Raw genomic sequence first — 19,535 nt, 5'->3', positions numbered from 1 at the left:
GAAAGTATAAATCCTGATTGTGAATGTATTGTGAATATATTTAAGTTATTTTAATTTGTTAGAAATCTTATATTCATCCCAATAAGTATCTAATGCTTCCATGAGTTTATCATCACTCAAATTTGTTTTCTTTTTTATACCAAACCTTGTGATAAAGGACTCTGCCATAATAGTTTTTTCTACAGATGGATTTTTCATATAGTCAAACATTGCTTCTTTTACAGCTCGTTCACTACTATATTTTAATAAATATCTATAAAAATATTTATCAATTGTAACAGGTAATTTTGAATGACATTTTACACAATTTGTTTCATAAATACCATCTTCATCTTTTGCAGCATTTAAAGATGAAATTATTAAAAATAAAACTAAAAAAACTTTTACCATGTTATTTCCACCATTGTTCCCATATTCATTTGAGACTTTATATCAATTTTTAAACCATACTCTTTTGCAATTAAAGATACTATATTTAAACCAATACCAAATCCACCTACACTTTTATCAAATCTTGAATATCTTTCAAAAAGATTTTTTAGATTTTCTTTTTCAATTCCTTTTCCACTATCTTCAATACTTAAAATATTATCATCTAAATTTACTTTTATAAATCCTGCAATTTTATTATATTTTATTGCATTTGACAAAATATTATCAATTAATTTAGTTATTTTTTTTATGTCACAAACAATAAAAACATCATCTTCAATATTTAAATCAAAATTTATTTTTTTCATTGTTGCGATACTATTAAAATATTCTATTCTTTGTTTTAATACATTCGAAAGATTTATCTCTTCGTTATTTGAAATAATTTGATTATTAAGTGTAACAAAGGTTAAATCTTCATAAATATTTGAAATTGTTTTTGCACCAATTTCTATTCTATTTATTTTTTTTAATAATTTATCATCTAAACTGGTTTTGTCAATCATTTCTATATTTGTAATAATTGCTGTAACTGGCGTATTTAATTCATGAGTTGTGTCTTTAATAAATCTATCCAGTAAATGTAAAGCATCTCGCATTGGTTTTAAAACTTGTTTTAATATAAAATAACCCAAAATCATCATAAATATAAATGCTAATAAAAAATATATTCCAATTTTATATCTAATTTCTTCAAACCAAATTCCATCATCTGCAACTTCAACTATTATATATTTGCTTCCTAAATAGTAAGATTCTGGCTCTTTTATAAAATGTATTTGATTATCACTTAAATAAATAATATCATCTAAACTTACATCATCTGATTCTAATGTAGAAAAAATCTTTTTTTTATCACTATCAAAAATAGCAGAATTAAATCTTTCATCTCTAGGATAAATATTATTTTTATCTATATTAACATGTAAATCTTTTAGTCTAACAACTAAATCATTTGAATAATTTTGTAATAATTGTCTTTTTTCTTGAAGCATCAAATCTTTTTGGAATTGATAATATAAAAATGAAACGACACCTAAAATTACTAAAACAAGAAAAGAGTATAAAAAACTAAAACCTAAAAGTGTTCTAGTTTCACTTTTGGTTAAATCTATACCCGAGTTTTTTAAGACTGACAATTTTATCTTTCCCTAATATCTTTCTAAGATTTTTTATATAAGTTCTTAAAGAGTTATCACTATACTCTTCATCATAATCCCAAACATAATCATAAATTCTATCATGAATCAAAAGTTCATTTGGATGTTGTAAAAAGAATTTTAAGAGTTTTAATTCTTTTAAATTAAGTTTTATTAATTCATCTCCACTTTTTAGCTCACCAGATATTGAATTAAAAGTTATAGTATCTGTTATACTTATACTTTCACTTTTATTAGAAAACTCTCTTTTTAATATCGTTTGAATACGAATTAAAAGTTCTTTTAATTCAAATGGTTTTCTAATATAATCATCACAACCACTAGAATATCCCTGTTCCAATGAATCCATAGAGTTTAATGAAGTAATAAAAATAGCAGGTGTATTTTTATTTTCTTTTCTTACTTCTTTTAAAACTTCAAAACCGTTTTTATTTGGTACATTTACATCAAGTAATAATAAATCGAAACAATTTTCATAAATTGAAGAAAGAGCTTCTTCACCATCATAAACACAAATTACTTCAAAGCCTTTTTCTTCAAGATAATCACAAACTGTGTCACTTAAATTTAAGTCATCTTCCAATAATAATATTTTACTTTTCATTTTGTTTCAACTCTTCTATATTTTGTTCAAATTGAGCTTTTTCATCTTGTGTCATAGTTGGAATTCGTGAATTCAACTCTTTAATAAATTGGGCTTTATTTTCCTCTTTTACATAACCAATAATTGCTATTAGTTCTTGGGTACTCATTTCTGAATAATCTTCCTGTTTTGCAAAAATAAAAGTGAACAATAAAAGAAATATAAAGGCGATTTTTTTCATTTTTTAAACTCTAATTTTTATTTTGATTGTAGCATATTAAATGTATAATAATTGTAGATAGAACGGTTTTAAGCTTCAATAAATAATTTTTTATTAAAATCTAATGAAAAAAGTGTATTTGATAATTAAAAAATGTTATTATCAAATAATAAATTTAGTTTCTAGGAATTTATATGAAAGAGTTAAAATCTTTAAATATTTGTTACAAAAAAAATCTTAATGATGAATTCAATAATTACATCTCTTCATTTACAGATAATTTATTAGAATATGAACATCACGATGAATTAATAGAACTAATAAATACAAAGGAAATTCATTTTGTAATTACTAAATACAATTTTGAGCTTTTAAAAAAAATTAGAGTTTTAAATAATCAAATACAAATTATTGCTATTTTAGATGAATTAAATCATACGCACTTATTGGAAGGTTTAGAACTCAAATATGTAAAATTTGTACAAAATTTAGATTGTATAAATATGTTTATAGATGCCTTAAAAGATTGTGTAAAAAATCTTGATTCAAATAAATCTAATATAATAAATTTAAGCAATAATTTTATTTATGATAACTACAATAAATCTTTATTTAAAAATAATACTATTGTTTTATTAACAAAAAAAGAGATTTTATTTTTAGATTTTTTAGTAAAAAATCATAATTGTTCTTTAAGTTATGAAGAAATAAATCAGAATATTTGGAATGGACTAATGACACAAGATTCATTAAGATCTTTAGTTAAAGAATTAAGAAAAAAAGCCTATAAAGAACTTATTAAAAATGTATCTGGTATTGGATATAGAATAGATATTCAAGCCCAATGATGAATAATAAAATATCTTTAAAATATATATTTAAACTACTTCTTGATAATAAAAAATCTCTTATTATTGGGCAAATACTTACAATTATAGCTATACTAATAAGTGTTCCTATTCCTTTGCTTTTACCACTTTTAGTTGATGAAGTACTACTAAATAAACCTGATTTTTTTGTAAATAACATAAATGAACTTTTTGGAAGTACAACTGCTTTTTATTACATTGCAATTGTAACTTTTATTGTTTTATTTCTTCGTGTGATTTATTTTCTTTTTAGTGTATTAATCACAAAAATATTCACAAAAATATCAAAATATGTAACTTTTAAAATAAGAGAAAAACTACTAAATCATCTTGAACTTGTAAACATGAATGAATATGAGAGTTTAGGTTCTGGTTCTATTGGAGCAAATTTAGTAACTGATGTTAATACTTTAGATAATTTTATAGTTTCAATTGCTAGTAAATTTATAGCTTCTATTTTAACTTTAGTTGCAGTTGCTATTGTAATTATTACGATTGATCCAATTTTAGGGCTTATGATTTTATTTATTCAACCAATTATTATGATAATTTCAAAAAAAATAGCCAATAAAACTGGACTTTTGAAAAAAGAAGAAAATAAAGCAATTGAAGAATTTCAAAATAATATAAATGAAACTTTAGACTTATTTGGGCAAATAAAAGCTAGTAATAAAGAAAAGTTTTTCTTTCAAGATTCAATTTCAAAAGCCCAAAACATTCAAAAAACCTCAAATGAATTTAACTATAAAAGTGTTGCTTATGAAAGATTTTCATTTACAATTTTTCTAATTGCCTTTGAAGTTTTTAGAGCTGTTGGACTTTTGCTTGTGGCTTACAGTGATTTATCTATTGGTTTAATGTTTGCTATGTTTGGATATATTTGGTTTATTATGACTCCTGTTCAAGATATTTTAACTATTCAATATGCCTATGCTAGTGCGAAAACTGCAATGAATAGAATAAATAAAATCTTAGATTTAAGAATAGAAAAAAATGGAACATTAATTCTTGATTCAAACTCTAAAAAAGTAGATATTTCAATAAAAGATTTATGTTTTTCTTATAATGAAGATAAAGAAATCTTAAAAAATATCTCTTTTGATATAAAATCAGGTGAAAAAGTGGCGATTATCGGGGCAAGTGGAAGTGGGAAAACTACAATTGCAAATATAATTTCAGGATTTTATTCTAAAAATTCTGGAGATATTTTTTTTAATAATATTAGTCTTGATGATTTAAATAGACAAAATTTAAGGGAAAATATCTTTTTAGTTTTACAAATGCCTATTTTGTTTAATAATACTCTAAAATTTAATATCACAATGGGAAATGAAAATATAAGTGATATTGAAATTTTTAAGGCTTTAAAAATAGCACAACTTTACGAAACAGTAGAAAATATGCCAAATGGTCTTGAAACACTTGTTGGAAAACATGGAATTAGATTAAGTGGAGGGCAAAGACAAAGATTATCAATAGCCCGAATGATTATTGCAAATCCTGCTGTTGTGATATTTGATGAATCAACTTCTGCTTTAGATGTTCATACAGAAGTAAAACTTTTTAGTGAATTAGAAGAATTTTTAAAAGAAAAAACCGTAATTACAATAGCTCATAGATTAAGTACAGTAAAAAACGCTGATATGATTTATGTAATAGATGATGGAAAACTTGTACAAAGTGGAAATCACAAAGAATTGGAAGAAAAAGAAGGACACTATTTGGAGTTTGTAAAAAAACAGCTAATTTAATTTTTCAATACTAAAAAAGAGAGCTTTAATAAAATCTCTCTTTTTTATAAACTTAATATTTAACCATCATTTTATTTATTCTTTCATTAGATTTAATTATTTGCTCCAAAGAAATCTCTTTATTTAAAACCTGATCATAAACCGTATCAACTATCTCTTTTAAAGTTATTGGTTTTGATAATTGATTTGCAAATAAAAGCATATTTACACCTGAATTTATTGCAAGTGTTAAAGTTTGTTTTAAATTATAGTGTTTTGAAATAGCATACATTTGTAAGTCATCACTTACTAAAACCCCTTGAAATCCTAATTTATTTCTTAATAACTTTGTATTTATGTTATAAGATAAAGTTGCTGGATTTATTGCGTCTAAATTTTTATTATAAACATGAGCTGACATTATCATATCAACTTTATTATTTTTAATAAAATATTTATAAGGTTCTAACTCTTTTTCATTCCAAGTATTTGTAATATCAACAAAACCTAAATGAGAATCACCCAAAGAAGAACCATGTCCTGGGAAATGTTTTAAAACAGAAATCACATTTTGTTTTTTTAATTCATCTACAAAAATTGAAGAGTATTTTATAACCTCTTTTGATGATTCACCAAAAGAACGACCACGAGTTACAATTACTTTATTTTCTTTATTAATCGCCAAATCAACAACTGGTGCAAAATCTGTATTTATTCCTGATTCTTTTAAATCTTTAGCTAATAATCCATATGTTTGTTTAGCAAAAGATTCACCATTAAGAGATACTTCACTAGCTTTTAAAGTATCGACAAACCCATCTTCTTTTTTTAATCTTTGAACTATTCCACCCTCTTGATCAATAGAAATCAAAAGTTTTTCTTTTGAAATGGCTTGTAATTGAGATGTTAATTTTTTTAACTGTTCTTTGTTTCTTACATTTTTTCTTTTATTTTTATCATTTGGATCTTTATCAAATAAAATAACTCCACCCAGTCCTGATTTTATATTTTTATATATTTCATCATTTGGATTTATATTTTCTCCACTAAATCCTAAAATAACCATTTTAGAAATCATTTTTTCTATCTCTTGCTTTGAGTAAGACCCATTTGCAAAAAGATTAAAATTAAATGAAAAAACTAACGCTATTAAAATAAAAACTTTTTTCTGCATAATTATCCTTTAATCAACTTTCTCTTCATCTTTAAATAAATATCTTTGAGAAGATATAACAGATAAATATCTAATAACCAATAAAAATAAAATAACTCCTGATAAAATCAAAAGATTATAATTTATACCATTTGAATATATAGCTTCTAAACTTGTTAACTCTTCTTTGTTTACTTTTACAACATTTACTATAAACTCTCTTAATGCCAAAATAATAAAAGCATCAACTAATAAACTTAAAGTTACCCGCTGTTCTCTTATGTAATTTACAACAGCTCTTACTATTTCTAAAAAAATAATAAAATAAAGCATATAAATAATAAAATCCATAAGCATATCCAGAACAAGTGCTATTAAAAATAATACTCCTGCTATTGATAATTCTATATATAATTTATCTGAAAAAAAACTTATTATTTTTGTTCGCATGAGTTCTCCTTTTTATTTCATCCAATTTTTATAGTTTGTAAAAGCTGGAAATTGGTGTTTAAATTCATCTTTGTCAAATGAATAATAATATGAATCCATATAAGCACAAAGTAAATCATAAGACTTCTTTAACTCCAAAAACTTCTCTTCACTTCCCGTTTGCATATCAGGATGATAAATTTTTGATAGTTTTAAATATTTCTTTTTTAAATCTTTTTTTGAAACTCTTGTTAATATTCCAAACATATCAACAGCTTTTTCAAACTCTTCATATTCCATAAAAATCCTTTTAAACAGTTTTGTATTGTACACAAAAAGTTTTAAACCAAATTAATATTATTTAAATACAATACCAATAAAAAAGGAAAAAGATGATTTATACTTTATATTATGTCCATGATCCAATGTGTTCATGGTGTTATGCCTTTAAACCAACACTAGAAAAGCTTAGAAAACATCTTGATTCTAATATAAAAATAGTTAATGTAGTTGGTGGTTTAGCCCCATATAGTGACGAAATTATGCCAAAAGAGATGCAAGAAAAAATAGAAAGTATTTGGTATGAAATAGAAGAAGTTACAGGAACAAAATTTAACCATGATTTTTGGAAAAAATGTGCTCCAAGACGTTCAACTTATCTTGCTTGTGAAGCAACTATTTTAGCTCGATATGAAAACAAAGAAAATGAAATGATAGAAGCTATTCAAGAAGCATATTATCAAAAAGCAATGAATCCAAGTGATGCAATAACACTCATAAGTTTAGCTAAACAAATTGGAATGGATGAAAAGAAATTTGAAGAGGATTTAAAATCACAAAAAATAGAAGAAGATTTACAAAATGAGCTAAATTTTAGACGCTCTTTATATGTAAAAACTTTTCCTTCATTGATTTTAAAATACAAAAAAGAGTTATATCCTATAAATATAAAATATGATGATTATGAAGTTATGTTAAATCAAATAAAAAATATGACTGAAAACACTTATTTTTAGTTAAAGTTAATTTTTTCTTGATTAACTTATTTATAGTAAAACTAAGTATATAATACGCAACTATTTTAAAAGGATATTTTTTTATGCCAAATAATACAATTGTATATATTTTCAATAGATTAATAAGATTATCAATTTTATTTTTTATTTTATATCTTATATTTACAAATTTCGGAACTTTTTTGATGATTATAGGAGTTTTTCTCGTAATAATCACATTTTTGATTTATAACTTTAAAAAGAAAATGAGAGCTAATAGTTTTAGATTTAGGTTTGATAGTTCAGAATTTCAAAATGGACAAAATTTCAATTTTAATGATTTTAGAAACTTTAATCAATCTGATTTTCGAGGTTTTGCAAACGCTCCAAGGGTTGATGAAATTCAAAAAGCAAAAGATTTTTTTGGATTTTCACAAACTCCGACAAAAGAAGAAATAAAAAAAAGATATAAAGAATTAGCAAGAAAATATCATCCTGATATAAACAACGGTGATGATGTAAAAATGAAAGAATTAAATCATTATAGAGATGTTTTGATGAAAACAGTTGAGTGAATTTAGAATTCACTCTCTCTTATTAAAACAGAAATTGTTTTTTTAGCAATTCTTGAAATCAAACTCATTGATTCTCCTTGAGTTACTAAAACACCTGTTTTTCTATTTTTTAAATCCAAATTATTTTCTTCTAAATCAACAGTGATTTTATAATAAGCTTGTTCTGTTTTTAATCTTTTATCTAAATCTTTTCTAGTTGCAATTTCTCCACCAAAATCAGAAGATAACTCAGGAAATTCTAAATATGGAATTGAAAATTTTGAAATATTCGTAACTTTTTGATGAATATCTTTTAAATCTCCTGAAGTGAAAATAAATTTGCTATTTGAATTTTCTTTTAAAAGTTTAAAATCATTTTCATTACAAAAACCAACTATTCTATAATTTAAATTATCATATAAAACAAAAATTGGGGCTTTTTTGCTAATCCATTGATTTATTTTGAATACATCATAAAAATATATTTTTCCATCAAAATCCGCTTTTACTTCAAATTTTTTATTAATTTTTTCTAAACCTTCTAATTCATTTATTTTTTTCAATAAATTCTCTTCTAAAATAAATCTTTTGTCTAGGTTTTCTTTGAAACCTGCTTGTTTATTTATCTCAAAGTTTAATGACTCTATTTCTTCTTGAATTTGAGCTATTTTATACTCTATTTCTGGAGATTTTATTTTTAATAAAAGTTGGTCTTTTTTTACATTTTGACCATTTGAAAAATATATTTCTTCAATATAACCATCTTCGGCTGAATAGTACTCAAAATAATTCTTTGATTCTATTATTGCGGGCATTTTAATACTGCTATTCCAAGGAATAAATATTAAAAATAGTAAAAAAACAACTAAAAATAAAGAGATTTTATTTTTTGTATTAAATTTAACCATATCTTTTTTGCTCCACCATATTTTTAATTCATTATATACTGGCAATAAAATAAACCAAACTATTTCAACTAAAAATAAAATTATTCCTAAAACTTTAAAAGCAAAATAATATACTAATAAAGCTATTCCTAAAAATAAAAATAATCTATAAATCCAAGTTAATATGGCATAAATAATAAAAAAATTCTCTTTTTCTTTTACTAATATTTCTGGTTTTTCTTCTTCTAAACCTAAAATATTTTTTCTAATGAACCATTTAGCCATTGCAAATGAACGAGGTTGTAAGTTTTTGCTATCTGTAATATCTGATAAAATATAATATCCATCAAACCGTAAAAATGGACTAATATTTATAAGTAAAGAACTAATCCAACTTGTGGTTGCAATAATAAATAATATACTTTTAAATATTCCAATAGGAGCAAATGACCATAAAAAAGTAGCTATTAAAGCTAAATATAACTCAACTTTTATTCCACCAAGGACTATTTGTAATCTTTGATATTTTGATTTTAATTTCCAAGCATTTGTTGTATCTGTGTATAAAACAGGAAATAAAACTAAAAATGCAACTCCCATGGTAGGCACTTTACAGCCTAATCTTTTTGCTGTAAAAGCATGACCTAATTCATGCATACTTTTTACAAAAACTAAAGATAAAAAATAGTAAAAAAATCCCTCTTTAGAAAAAAGATACATAAAAGTTGAAATAAAATTTTCCCAATCTCTTAATACAAAAACAATTCCAATAAATCCTAAAACCAAAACTATATTTTGCCAAAGTTTTGAATATAAAAAATTGATTTTATTTTTATTATCTTCTAGCCATTTATCAGGTTTTAATAGAGGAATTCTTATAAATAAATAATTATGAATTAACCATTTAAATATATTTTGTTTTGACTTTCTAAGAATATTTACCATTCTTTGTGTGTCTTTGGGTTTTTCACATAAAATCAAATTATTATTTATTAAAAAATCAACAAAAGTTTGTAAAGATTCTTTTTCAATATCATAATTTTTATCTTCTAATATTCTAAGAAATTCATCTATTTCAATATCACTTTGCCAATTTGAAATTAATTCAAAAGTATCAATTCCAATATTAAAATATTTATTTTGAATAGGATCAAATAAAAGCCATCTTTTAGAACCATCTTCACTTACAGAAGTCTCTATTAGTTTTAAATCATCCCTAATTTTTGGTAATAAAATCTCTTGTTCAGGCATTACCAACCTATCCATTGTCTAACGGCAGTTATTGGTTTTCTAAATAGATAAAAAAACAGCGTAACTTTTTTTGAATAAATTTTTGCAGTTCCTCGTAATCCAATAGAAGGAATATAACCATTTTCTTTTATATCATCAAAATCTGCTGTAATTTTATAAGATAAAACATTTTGTTCCGTTAATTCAGGTTTATATGAAATATATTTAACTTTTCCACTCCAAGAATTTGTTGGGTCATTATCAAAAAAAGCTTTAATCAAAGCATTTTCTTCTAAAAAAATAGCTTCACTAACAGGTAACATTATTTTTAATTCAATACTTTGGGGTTTTGCTATTAAAAAAACTCTTTCTCCTGTTGTTACAGGTTTCCCTTTCCAATCATTTGGATTATTAATAATTGCTATTCCATCTTCTTTTGCATAAATTTTTGTTTTGCCCAACTGCTCTTGTGCAAAATTTAATTCTGCTTCTTTTAGTTTTACTTGACTTTCTAATTGTGAAATTTGACTTTTTTGAGTAGCATCAAAAAAACTGCTTTGTTTTACTGTATGAAGTTGTGCATTTGCAACATCTAAAGTTCTTTTTGCAACTAAATAGTTATTATTAAAATCCACATCATCAAACTTAACAAGTAATTGTTCTTTTTCTATTTTATCATTTGGAAAAACTTTTACTTCTTCAATAACAGCATTTAAAGGAGAAGTTACCACATAAGGATTTTTAGCCTCAACTTCTAATGGTGCTAAAACAGAGAGTCGAACTGGTAAAAACATTAAAAATATCAATAAAAATATTGATATTTTTAAATACTTATTTTTTAAAGAGATTTTTTTAAAAATTTGAGAAATTCCTGTACTTCTCATTGCAAATAAAAAATATGCTAAAGATGATGAAAGATGTTTTAAAATCAATATATCTTTTTCCAACCATCCTTCTTCTTTGAATAAAAGTAAAATATAGTTTATTTCTCTATTTTCTTTTATACTTTTTAAAGGAATAAATAAAATATTTGAAGGTGAAAATTCATGCATCGATTTAAAATCTATTTGTTTTAAATCAGTTTTTGTATCAACTACAAAAATATCTTTTGATTTTTCATTATTATTTAAATCTATTATTACATTTTCTATCCATTGAACATAAGGAGAAGTAGAATCAACAACAGAAATATCAGATATTCCTACAACTTTATATTTTCCACTAAAATCAATAGTTAATAAAACTCCTTGTGAATAATTCACAAGGGTTCTTGTTTCATTAACTATTTGATAATAAAGCTCTTTTATACTTTCACAATTTCTACAGTTATGTTCTAACTGTAGAAGTTTTGATATGTTTTCCAATATTAACTGTTTCCTTTATTTAGGCAAATAACCCCGTAACATAACTTCCATAACCATCTAACTTTTGATTTTCAAAAGCTATTTGTTCTTTTAATCCAATAAAACCTTGTGTTTCTGAACTAGCTTGATTTTTATTTTGTAACTCTTTTAAATCAAGTTTTAAATTTAAAACTCTAGTTGTTCCATCTGAACTAATAGCTTTAATACTTATATTTAATTTTTCTAAACCTTCAGGTATATCTCCTGAAATACTACCTGTTTTTGGATCAAAAAATAATCCAGCAGGTAAAGGAGTTCCATCAATTTGTGTAACAATAAAGTTTTGTGCAAGATTAACATCAACAACTTTTATTTCAATATTATTGTTTTCAACTTTAATATCTTCAATTGTAATTCCTACAATTGAAAAAGAGTCTTTATTTGTGTCATTAAAAACTATTTGCCCATTTGTTAGTACATTTAAATCTACATTAGCTTGAATTACACCTTTTCCATCATTAGCACTATTTGTTGGATTAGTATTTTTATTATCATTTGCTCCATCATTTGAAGAGTTTCCATCAACTGTACCTGTATTTAAAAAACCTTGCCCTACACTTTCAACAAAACCTTCACTAGCACTATAATTTAATGTTCCTAAATTACTATCATTTCCACCATAATTATTTAAAGTTGTAGGTGAGCCATTAGTATCATTATTACCTTTTGGAAGAGGTGAAGCATCAATTGTTGGTTTAGTTTCAACTTGTGGTGGAGCAACAACTAACATATTAAATGTTCTTGAAACACTTAAAGAAGGACTTCCTGAATCACTTCCAATAATAGTAATTATAAATTTCCCTGATTCAGAAGCTCTACCTGAAATTATTCCTGTAATTGGATCAATTGTTAAACCGTTAGGAAGATTATCTGCTTTAAATGTAAAAGTATCATTTAAATCTTTATCACTAAATAAATATTTTATCTCTTTTGAGAATTCTTTACCAAATGAAGTTTCTGCATCAATATTTACTAAAGAAACTGTTGGAGCATCATTTGTTCCAGTGATTGCAATTGAGAAATCTTTAGTTGTTGTTAAACCTTCTGTGTCTGTTACTGTAACAGATATTACAATTGTTTCAATTTCTCCTTGAGTTATATAATCATAACTTGAAGAATCAAAAATATATGAACCATCACTATTTAATACAAAACCAACAGGAGCTGTTCCATTTATACTAAATGTAATAGAATTACTATCTATATCACTAGCAGGTAAAACACCTCTAATTTGATCCCCTTCACTTACTTCATCATATTGGTTTGAAAACTCAGGAGCATCATTTACAGCAGTTATTGAAATATTTACAACTTGTGTTGTTTCTAAAGCATTACCTGAACCAACATTTGCCCTGTCATTTAATTTTATAGTTAAACTATCTGAACCGTTATAATCTTGATTTGGTGTATATTTTAAAGCTGAAATTGCATTTTGTAAATCTGTTAAATTACCTTGGATTTTAATTGAAGAAGAGTTATTTACTCCTTCTAAAATAGTTAATCCTGTCATTTGAGATAACTCTAATTTTCCATTCTCTACACGTAATGTTAAATCTAATTTTTGTGTTGGATCAACCACATCAATATCCGATAAAGTTATTGCATTTGCATTTTCAAATACTATTGAATTATCTTCATTTATTGTAATATTATTAGTAACTGTAACAACAGGAGCATCATTTACAGCTGTTACAAATAAAGCAACTTGAGCTATATTACTTACTTCACCATCATTTGAAGTAAATTGATAGAAAAATGTTTGAGAACCTGACCAATTTTCATTTGGAATAAATGTAAATTTAGCAAAATCTGCATTATCTGTTCTATTTTTACCATCATTTAAAATAATTTTACCATTTTCTAATTGATACCCAATAACTTTTGAATTTGAATCATAAATATTTGTACTACTATCAAAAGGTATAATTGTTCCATGTGTTGTTATATTTCCATTTGCATCAGTTATATCAGGAGTTCCCGTTCCAAAAACATAAGTTCCCCCATTATCATTTATATCTGTTACTAAATCGTTAATATTTATCATTACTGTGCCATCTTCTGCACCTACAATGTTATCACTATATATATTTGGAACAGCAGGTAATACCATTACTAACTTTTGAGAAGTTGTTACTCCTGATAAATCATCTGTAGCAGTTATTTTTAAATAATCAGCTCCTGGAGTAATATAATCTTTCCCTAACCCAGCAACATAAGTTATTCCATTTGCTGCAGCTAAAGTTCTATTTATTTCATCTATTGTTCCAGTTATTGTCACAACTCTAGTACCATTACCACTAATTTGAGAACTATCAACACCATTAGTAATTGAATCATTTATCGTAATTAATCCATAATTAGTTGTTTCAATTTTTACAGTTATTCTATCCCCATCTAAATCACCAACACTTAATAATGAACCTAAAGATAACTCTCCATTTGGATTAGTAGAAATAGATTTTTCTACAATAAAGTTATTTGTTCCTAAATTTATTGTTGGTAAATCATTAATTGTTTGAATATTTACATTTACTTCTTTTGTACTATATCTAGCAGTCGTTCTATCGCCATTTCCACCATCATTTACTTTTATTTCAAGCCCTCTTGATAACCCACTTAAATCATCTGTTGGATTAGAAAAAGCTATTGCTCTTGCTAAAGCTTGTACTTGTGGTGAATAAGCATTTGAATTTAGATTTATTCTTAAATCTTTTCCGTGTTCCCCATTGTAAACTGAATCTATTGTTCCAATTATTAATCCACCATAAGTTACATTAGTACCATTTACACTAATACCACCAACATTTAAAATTGATAATTTATCTTCTGATTCTTTATGTTCTGTTATTGAGAAAGTTACATAACCACTATCATAACTTGTACCTTCTAAATCTGTAACAGTAATAGTTGAATCAATTTGAATAGCCGAACCATTTTCAGTAAATGTTGGAGTTGAAGCAACACCTCCTAAAAGTGGAGCATCATTTACAGATTCAATATCAATAGTTAAAGTTTTTGTATTTGTTGAACCACTTCCATCACTAACTGTCATATCAAATGTTTCAGCTGCACTTACAGATAAAGAATTTATAACTGCTGAGTTTGGAGTATATACATAATTACCAGTTAAACTATTTATTACTAAAGTTCCGTAAGTTCCTACTTTTGTAAAAGTTCCATCACCATTTGAAGTTGCTCCATCTATTCCATAAATAAAACTCGTTCCACTATCTATATCACTTGCTGTTAATCTTCCCGAAGTTGTGGCAAAATTATCTGCACCATCTGTATCCATGTAATAGATTGTTGCGGGTGAATTAAGCGTAACAGGATCATTTATTCCTACAATTTCTATTGTTATTGTTTTGTTAGATGTTCCATTATTTGCATCTGTTACTTTTATAGTATATGTAAGTGTTAATGTTTCACCAGCTGGTAAATATTTAAAATATTCATTTCCAGAATTAAATGACCAACTAATATCTTTACCTTGTGTATTAACAGTAATCATGTTTAATAAAGCATTATTATTTGATACTAATCCCGTTGTCATTCCTGATGCTACTACATTTGTTTTTGTAACTGTAAAAGCATTATCAATAATATCAACATCAGTTATGCTTAATGTACCATTTGTTGTGAGAGTAGAATTCGTTTCATTTATATTTTTTAAATCAGAATCCCCGGCATCTACTGTTATAACAGGAGCATCATTTCTTCCATCTATAGAAATAGTCACTGTTGTTGTAGCAGTTGCATTTTCACCATCAGTTGCAGTCAAAGTATATACTAAAGTAAGGGTTTGTCCTGCACCCAAGAAATTAAAACTATAATCATCTCCTGAATTAAAATTCCAAGAAACAGTACCCGTTGTACTATCACCATCTATAACTGGATTTGAATTAATATTTAGCATTCCTTTTATTATTTCATTAGTATAATTAGCAGGAATTGTTAAACCATTTGGTGGAGTAACTACTACAGAACTTACAGCTACATTTACAACATCTGTTAAATCTAAATCTGTAATTGTATAATCATCTGTCAATACTAATGAATTACCACTTTCTTTAAGATTATCAGATGTTGCACTTTCTAAACTTGATGTGATATTAGAAAGTTCACTAACTTTACCAGCTGCATAATACCAGTCATACATAACAGTATCACCAGCTGCAACATTATTTAGATTAGTAAACATTGCATATCCACCATCATCATAAGATTGATTATATACTGAATTTAAAGGATCTATTCCTGGCGCATATTGATTTGATGTACTCCAACCATATCCTGGTGCAATAACTGTATTTACGTTTTCATTTGTAGAATAAAATAATACGGCAGTTGCATTTGCACCATCTCCTGTGTAAACTTTTATAGCTTTTGCTTGTTCATTTGCATTTGAAGTCATTGTAAATTCACCATCTACAATATTTCCTTTTTGTTTTGCAGGACTATCACTTCCAGCTACATAATCATCTCTTGTTCCAACCCAAAATCTAAGATTCTCAGTAGAAGTACTTCCAATATTTTTTATATATGTATTTGCTTTAATAAATTGTGAATCAGCAGTTAATGTATATACATTTGTAACTTTTAAATGAGCTGTTCCAACTGTTATTTCACCTGTCCAAACAATTGTTCCTGTACCTGTGGCTGTATTAAAACCTGAATTATCAACGTTTGTATTTGTAAAAGTTGGTGTCAGATTTACTGTACCCTCAAGATTCCAATCCACATCTGTTTTAGCACTTCCATTATTATAATCAGCAGCAATAGCCATATTTAATTGATATGTACTAAATGTTAATTGGTACCAAGCTCCATCTTTGTAATAAAAAGGTTGTTCTAACATACCTGTACTTGCATTTACTGAATCTATTGAACCATTACCAAATCTTAATGAACCATTATTAAATACTTCTATTCCTGCACTAGGACTTGTATTTCCAACAGTTGGAGCTTCTATTACAGGATTTGTTGGAACTATTGTTCCAAATACAGGAGCATCATTAGTTCCTGTTATTGTAAAATTTATAGTTCTAGTTATTGTTTCACTTCCAGCAATTGCAGTTACTGTATAACTAAATGTGATTGTTTCACCTTCTGATAAAAAATTCAAATCAACATCTGCTACATTATAAGCCCAAGTTCCATTTCCTGAATGAGTACCATCTGTTATTGAAGTTGTAAATCCATTAATTAAAGTATTAGCAAGAGTTGTATCCAATGTTCCTCCACTCCAAGTAATACTATTTGAAGCATGAGATATAGTAACATTGTTATCAACATCGTTAAAGCTTATAGTACCTGATTGACTTAAAGATTGATGATTCATATTTGTTGTTTCTGTAAATCCATTTGAAGTATTACTAACTGTTACGGTAAGAGGATCATTTACGGCTGTGATATTAATTGTACTTGAGGCTGAAGATGATAAACCATTTGAATCAACTGCTGTAATAGTATATGTTCTTGTTGCATCAGGATTATCAGACGTATTTGAATATGCAATTTGACTAGAAATAGTACTTACTACACTATCATTAACTTTACTTCCAAATACTCTTACATTGTCAATATACAATGTTCCTCCAGCAGCTTGTCCTCCTGAGGCATCATAAGTACCATTAACAAAAACAAATCTATAAGTTCCAGCTGTTGAAATTGTTGTTGCTTTTGTTGTCCAATCAGTATTTGAACCTCCCGTTGCATCTAATACTTCTATTTGAGCACCAGTAGTTGTATTAACTATATATCCAAAAGCATCAAAATCATCACCACCAGCATAAGCTCTCCAGTCAAAATAAATAACATCTCCTGCTGATGCTTCAAATACATCACTATACACAGCTGGTCCATGAACAACATCATAACCATTCAATGTTGTCATGCTACTAGTTAATTGTAAAGAATATGAACCACTACTAGTTGTAGTATTAGAAACTGTCGTATTATATGTTGCAGAAGGTACATCATCATCATTTCCACCAGAATTTGCATTATCTGAATAAGTACTAGTATCTTGAGAAACAAATCCAGCAATTGATGTAACACCTAAATTTATCATTTGATTCATTGATGTCCAACCAGTAATATTTCCTGTTTCAAAACTTGGATTAGTAAAAGCACTTACAAAATTAATTCTTAAATTCTGACCATTTAATCCATTATATGTAGAATCAATACTTCCGATAATATCTCTACTAGTACCATTACCCAAATATACAGAAGAACCAACAAAAGAAATAGCTCCAGAAGCATTTACATTAGCAGCATTAGTTAACGTTAAAGATTCTGTAGATTTTGCACTAGAAATAGAAAATTCTATATATTTTCCATCATAACTTCCACCATTAGTAATTGAAATATTACTATCAATTACAGTGGCTGACGATTGTTCAATATAAGTCATATTATTTAAATTTGTAATAGAAGGGGTACCTAATTCTCCTGAAAAAGTATTAACATTGATTACATTAGTCTCAATATTACCATTACTAACTTCTAAATTCCAATCTCCACCTAAAGCAGAATCACCTGTAATATCATCAGATGCTGAAATATCTGCTTGTGTTAAATTTGCAAGTGCTTCAATAAATTCTTGTCCACTTCCATCTTTTGCCACATTACAACCATAAAGTAAAATATCTCCATTTTCAGATAATGAATCTTTTATTATTTGTAATTGTTCATTATAATCATCTAAAGTATCACCATTTAATTTATCAGTTCCAAGGGTAATTTCACCTGTGCTTCCATGTGATAAAATGTGTATAGCATCAATATTTGTTTCTTTTTCTAAAATAGAAGCTATTTGATCAACTCCACCTTTACTTCCATCAAAAACAAAAATTTCAACACCATCTTTTATTCCATCAACTAAAGTTTGAAAATCTTCAACAGAAGAATCTACAAAGGCAACTTCTCTTCTATCTCTTTCAAAACTTTGAGTAGCTTGTACACCATGAACACTATTTTCAGCATTATTACTCGTAACATCATTGTTAGTTGTGGCATCATTTGAACTTGAGCTAAAACTACTATTATCAAGTACATCAACAGCCGTTGCAACAGCAGCTCCATCAAAAAGTATTCTTTGCTCTAAAGCACTAATTATAGGTTTTTTCTTATTTACTTTTTTCATGACTTAGTCCTTGATATTAGTTTTTTTGTTGGTAGAAAATTGCGGTTGCACTCATACCTGGAATTATATTTTCAAATGGTTTTATTAATTTTGCTCTAATAGATAAAGATTGACTTGTTGGATCAACAACTGAATCTAGCTGTACAACTTGAGCTTTAATTTTTGTTTTCGTTTCATCAATCATTAAATCAAATTCCATACCTCTTTTTAGCCAAACAAGCCAAGAAGATGGTACAACAACTCTAGCTTCAAGATTATCTATACTTACAATTTCTAAAAGTTCATCTTGTGGTTTAATACTTTGGTGTTTTGATACTTTTTTAGAAGCAACTCTTCCATCAAAAGGTGCTTGAATACTACATCTTGATACATTTATCGCTGCAATATCATTTTCAGCTTGTTGTTTATTGTAGTTTTCTTGAGAAATTTGTATTTCAAAAGTACCAATTGAACCATAAGTATCTAATTTTTTATTTTTCTCAAGTTGAAGTTTTGAAATCTCTTTTTCAACTTCAATTTTTCTTTTTTGAGCTTTATAAACAGAACAATCAATTTTTATTAAAGTGTCTCCTTTTTTAAAAGAATCACCTTCACTTTTTGAAAGTTCGATTATTTCACCAGCTATTTCACTAGATAAAACAGTCCTATCAAGTGAAAGAATTACAGCTCTTGCTGAGAAATCATCATTTGCATATAAATAAGAAACCATCAAAACAAAACTTAGAAATTTTTTCATTAAA

General features: G+C 26.2%; 15 protein-coding genes. 4 read left to right on the top strand and 11 right to left on the bottom strand.

All coding sequences use genetic code 11. The features are described 5' to 3' along the window. Positions 1-45: 45 nt before the first annotated feature. Genes ASUIS_RS06220 through ASUIS_RS06205 form a run of 4 tightly spaced genes read right to left on the bottom strand, consistent with a single transcriptional unit; the run spans position 46 to position 2,344 of the window. Positions 46-390 (bottom strand): hypothetical protein, encoded by a 345-nt coding sequence (locus ASUIS_RS06220; RefSeq protein ID WP_118886207.1) that lies wholly within the window; start codon positions 388-390, stop codon positions 46-48. Beyond that, the gene (locus ASUIS_RS06215) at positions 384-1,571 is read right to left on the bottom strand and encodes a sensor histidine kinase (protein ID WP_118886206.1); all 1,188 of its coding nucleotides are present in this window, start codon (positions 1,569-1,571) and stop codon (positions 384-386) included. Before ASUIS_RS06215 ends, ASUIS_RS06220 begins: the two co-directional genes overlap by 7 nt. Next, on the bottom strand, positions 1,528-2,196 hold the full coding sequence (locus tag ASUIS_RS06210; RefSeq protein WP_118886205.1) for a response regulator transcription factor: 669 nt from the start codon (positions 2,194-2,196) through the stop codon (positions 1,528-1,530). The genes ASUIS_RS06215 and ASUIS_RS06210 overlap by 44 nt, the downstream gene beginning before the upstream one ends. Continuing rightward, complete coding sequence (locus ASUIS_RS06205; RefSeq protein ID WP_192894466.1) at positions 2,186-2,344, bottom strand: DUF1104 domain-containing protein; 159 nt, start codon at positions 2,342-2,344, stop codon at positions 2,186-2,188. The genes ASUIS_RS06210 and ASUIS_RS06205 overlap by 11 nt, the downstream gene beginning before the upstream one ends. A 245-nt stretch (positions 2,345-2,589) precedes the next feature. Between ASUIS_RS06205 and ASUIS_RS06200 the strand changes: the two genes are divergently transcribed. Further along, a complete protein-coding gene (locus ASUIS_RS06200; protein WP_118886203.1) occupies positions 2,590-3,243 on the top strand; it encodes a winged helix-turn-helix domain-containing protein in 654 nt (217 codons plus the stop codon). Next, entirely contained in the window at positions 3,243-5,015 is a 1,773-nt protein-coding gene (locus ASUIS_RS06195) for an ABC transporter ATP-binding protein (RefSeq protein WP_118886202.1), read from the top strand. Before ASUIS_RS06200 ends, ASUIS_RS06195 begins: the two co-directional genes overlap by 1 nt. 52 nt (positions 5,016-5,067) lie before the next feature. Here ASUIS_RS06195 and ASUIS_RS06190 read toward each other — a convergent pair whose 3' ends face one another. Genes ASUIS_RS06190 through ASUIS_RS06180 form a run of 3 tightly spaced genes read right to left on the bottom strand, consistent with a single transcriptional unit; the run spans position 5,068 to position 6,876 of the window. Next, complete coding sequence (locus ASUIS_RS06190) at positions 5,068-6,168, bottom strand: glycoside hydrolase family 3 N-terminal domain-containing protein (RefSeq protein WP_118886201.1); 1,101 nt, start codon at positions 6,166-6,168, stop codon at positions 5,068-5,070. 9 nt (positions 6,169-6,177) lie between these two features. Beyond that, positions 6,178-6,597 (bottom strand): phosphate-starvation-inducible PsiE family protein, encoded by a 420-nt coding sequence (locus tag ASUIS_RS06185; protein WP_118886200.1) that lies wholly within the window; start codon positions 6,595-6,597, stop codon positions 6,178-6,180. 12 nt (positions 6,598-6,609) lie between these two features. After that, positions 6,610-6,876 carry a DnaJ domain-containing protein gene (locus tag ASUIS_RS06180; protein WP_118886199.1) on the bottom strand — a complete coding sequence of 89 codons (267 nt, stop codon included), beginning with the start codon at positions 6,874-6,876 and terminating at the stop codon, positions 6,610-6,612. 92 nt (positions 6,877-6,968) lie between these two features. Here ASUIS_RS06180 and ASUIS_RS06175 point away from each other — a divergent pair, with 92 nt between their 5' ends. After that, entirely contained in the window at positions 6,969-7,592 is a 624-nt protein-coding gene (locus ASUIS_RS06175) for a DsbA family protein (protein WP_118886198.1), read from the top strand. An 83-nt stretch (positions 7,593-7,675) separates the two neighbouring features. Next, on the top strand, positions 7,676-8,146 hold the full coding sequence (locus tag ASUIS_RS06170; protein ID WP_118886197.1) for a J domain-containing protein: 471 nt from the start codon (positions 7,676-7,678) through the stop codon (positions 8,144-8,146). A 2-nt stretch (positions 8,147-8,148) separates the two neighbouring features. On the opposite strand, the gene ASUIS_RS06165 is transcribed toward ASUIS_RS06170, so the two are convergent. The 4 genes from ASUIS_RS06165 to ASUIS_RS06150 are packed head-to-tail and all read right to left on the bottom strand — an operon-like array spanning position 8,149 to position 19,531. Beyond that, positions 8,149-10,263 (bottom strand): site-2 protease family protein, encoded by a 2,115-nt coding sequence (locus ASUIS_RS06165; RefSeq protein ID WP_118886196.1) that lies wholly within the window; start codon positions 10,261-10,263, stop codon positions 8,149-8,151. Further along, the gene (locus tag ASUIS_RS06160; protein WP_192894464.1) at positions 10,263-11,606 is read right to left on the bottom strand and encodes an efflux RND transporter periplasmic adaptor subunit; all 1,344 of its coding nucleotides are present in this window, start codon (positions 11,604-11,606) and stop codon (positions 10,263-10,265) included. The genes ASUIS_RS06165 and ASUIS_RS06160 overlap by 1 nt, the downstream gene beginning before the upstream one ends. A gap of 19 nt (positions 11,607-11,625) precedes the next feature. Beyond that, on the bottom strand, positions 11,626-18,795 hold the full coding sequence (locus tag ASUIS_RS06155) for a DUF4347 domain-containing protein (RefSeq protein WP_118886194.1): 7,170 nt from the start codon (positions 18,793-18,795) through the stop codon (positions 11,626-11,628). Positions 18,796-18,811: 16 nt separating this feature from the next. Next, complete coding sequence (locus tag ASUIS_RS06150; protein WP_118886193.1) at positions 18,812-19,531, bottom strand: efflux RND transporter periplasmic adaptor subunit; 720 nt, start codon at positions 19,529-19,531, stop codon at positions 18,812-18,814. Positions 19,532-19,535: the final 4 nt, after the last annotated feature.

Origin of the sequence: Arcobacter suis CECT 7833 (genome assembly GCF_003544815.1) — a bacterium.
In the GTDB taxonomy this organism is placed as follows: domain Bacteria; phylum Campylobacterota; class Campylobacteria; order Campylobacterales; family Arcobacteraceae; genus Aliarcobacter; species Aliarcobacter suis.
This window is presented reverse-complemented; position numbering and strand designations above follow the sequence as displayed.

What these genes read in the sequence shown, in the direction of transcription:
- ASUIS_RS06220 (WP_118886207.1), bottom strand. Translation starts at nt 390, where the DNA reads ATGGTAAAAGTTTTTTTAGTTTTATTTTTAATAATTTCATCTTTAAAT.
- ASUIS_RS06210 (WP_118886205.1), bottom strand. Translation starts at nt 2,196, where the DNA reads ATGAAAAGTAAAATATTATTATTGGAAGATGACTTAAATTTAAGTGAC.
- ASUIS_RS06205 (WP_192894466.1), bottom strand. Translation starts at nt 2,344, where the DNA reads ATGAGTACCCAAGAACTAATAGCAATTATTGGTTATGTAAAAGAGGAA.
- ASUIS_RS06200 (WP_118886203.1), top strand. Translation starts at nt 2,590, where the DNA reads ATGAAAGAGTTAAAATCTTTAAATATTTGTTACAAAAAAAATCTTAAT.
- ASUIS_RS06195 (WP_118886202.1), top strand. Translation starts at nt 3,243, where the DNA reads ATGAATAATAAAATATCTTTAAAATATATATTTAAACTACTTCTTGAT.
- ASUIS_RS06190 (WP_118886201.1), bottom strand. Translation starts at nt 6,168, where the DNA reads ATGCAGAAAAAAGTTTTTATTTTAATAGCGTTAGTTTTTTCATTTAAT.
- ASUIS_RS06185 (WP_118886200.1), bottom strand. Translation starts at nt 6,597, where the DNA reads ATGCGAACAAAAATAATAAGTTTTTTTTCAGATAAATTATATATAGAA.
- ASUIS_RS06180 (WP_118886199.1), bottom strand. Translation starts at nt 6,876, where the DNA reads ATGGAATATGAAGAGTTTGAAAAAGCTGTTGATATGTTTGGAATATTA.
- ASUIS_RS06175 (WP_118886198.1), top strand. Translation starts at nt 6,969, where the DNA reads ATGATTTATACTTTATATTATGTCCATGATCCAATGTGTTCATGGTGT.
- ASUIS_RS06170 (WP_118886197.1), top strand. Translation starts at nt 7,676, where the DNA reads ATGCCAAATAATACAATTGTATATATTTTCAATAGATTAATAAGATTA.
- ASUIS_RS06165 (WP_118886196.1), bottom strand. Translation starts at nt 10,263, where the DNA reads ATGCCTGAACAAGAGATTTTATTACCAAAAATTAGGGATGATTTAAAA.
- ASUIS_RS06155 (WP_118886194.1), bottom strand. Translation starts at nt 18,795, where the DNA reads ATGAAAAAAGTAAATAAGAAAAAACCTATAATTAGTGCTTTAGAGCAA.
- ASUIS_RS06150 (WP_118886193.1), bottom strand. Translation starts at nt 19,531, where the DNA reads ATGAAAAAATTTCTAAGTTTTGTTTTGATGGTTTCTTATTTATATGCA.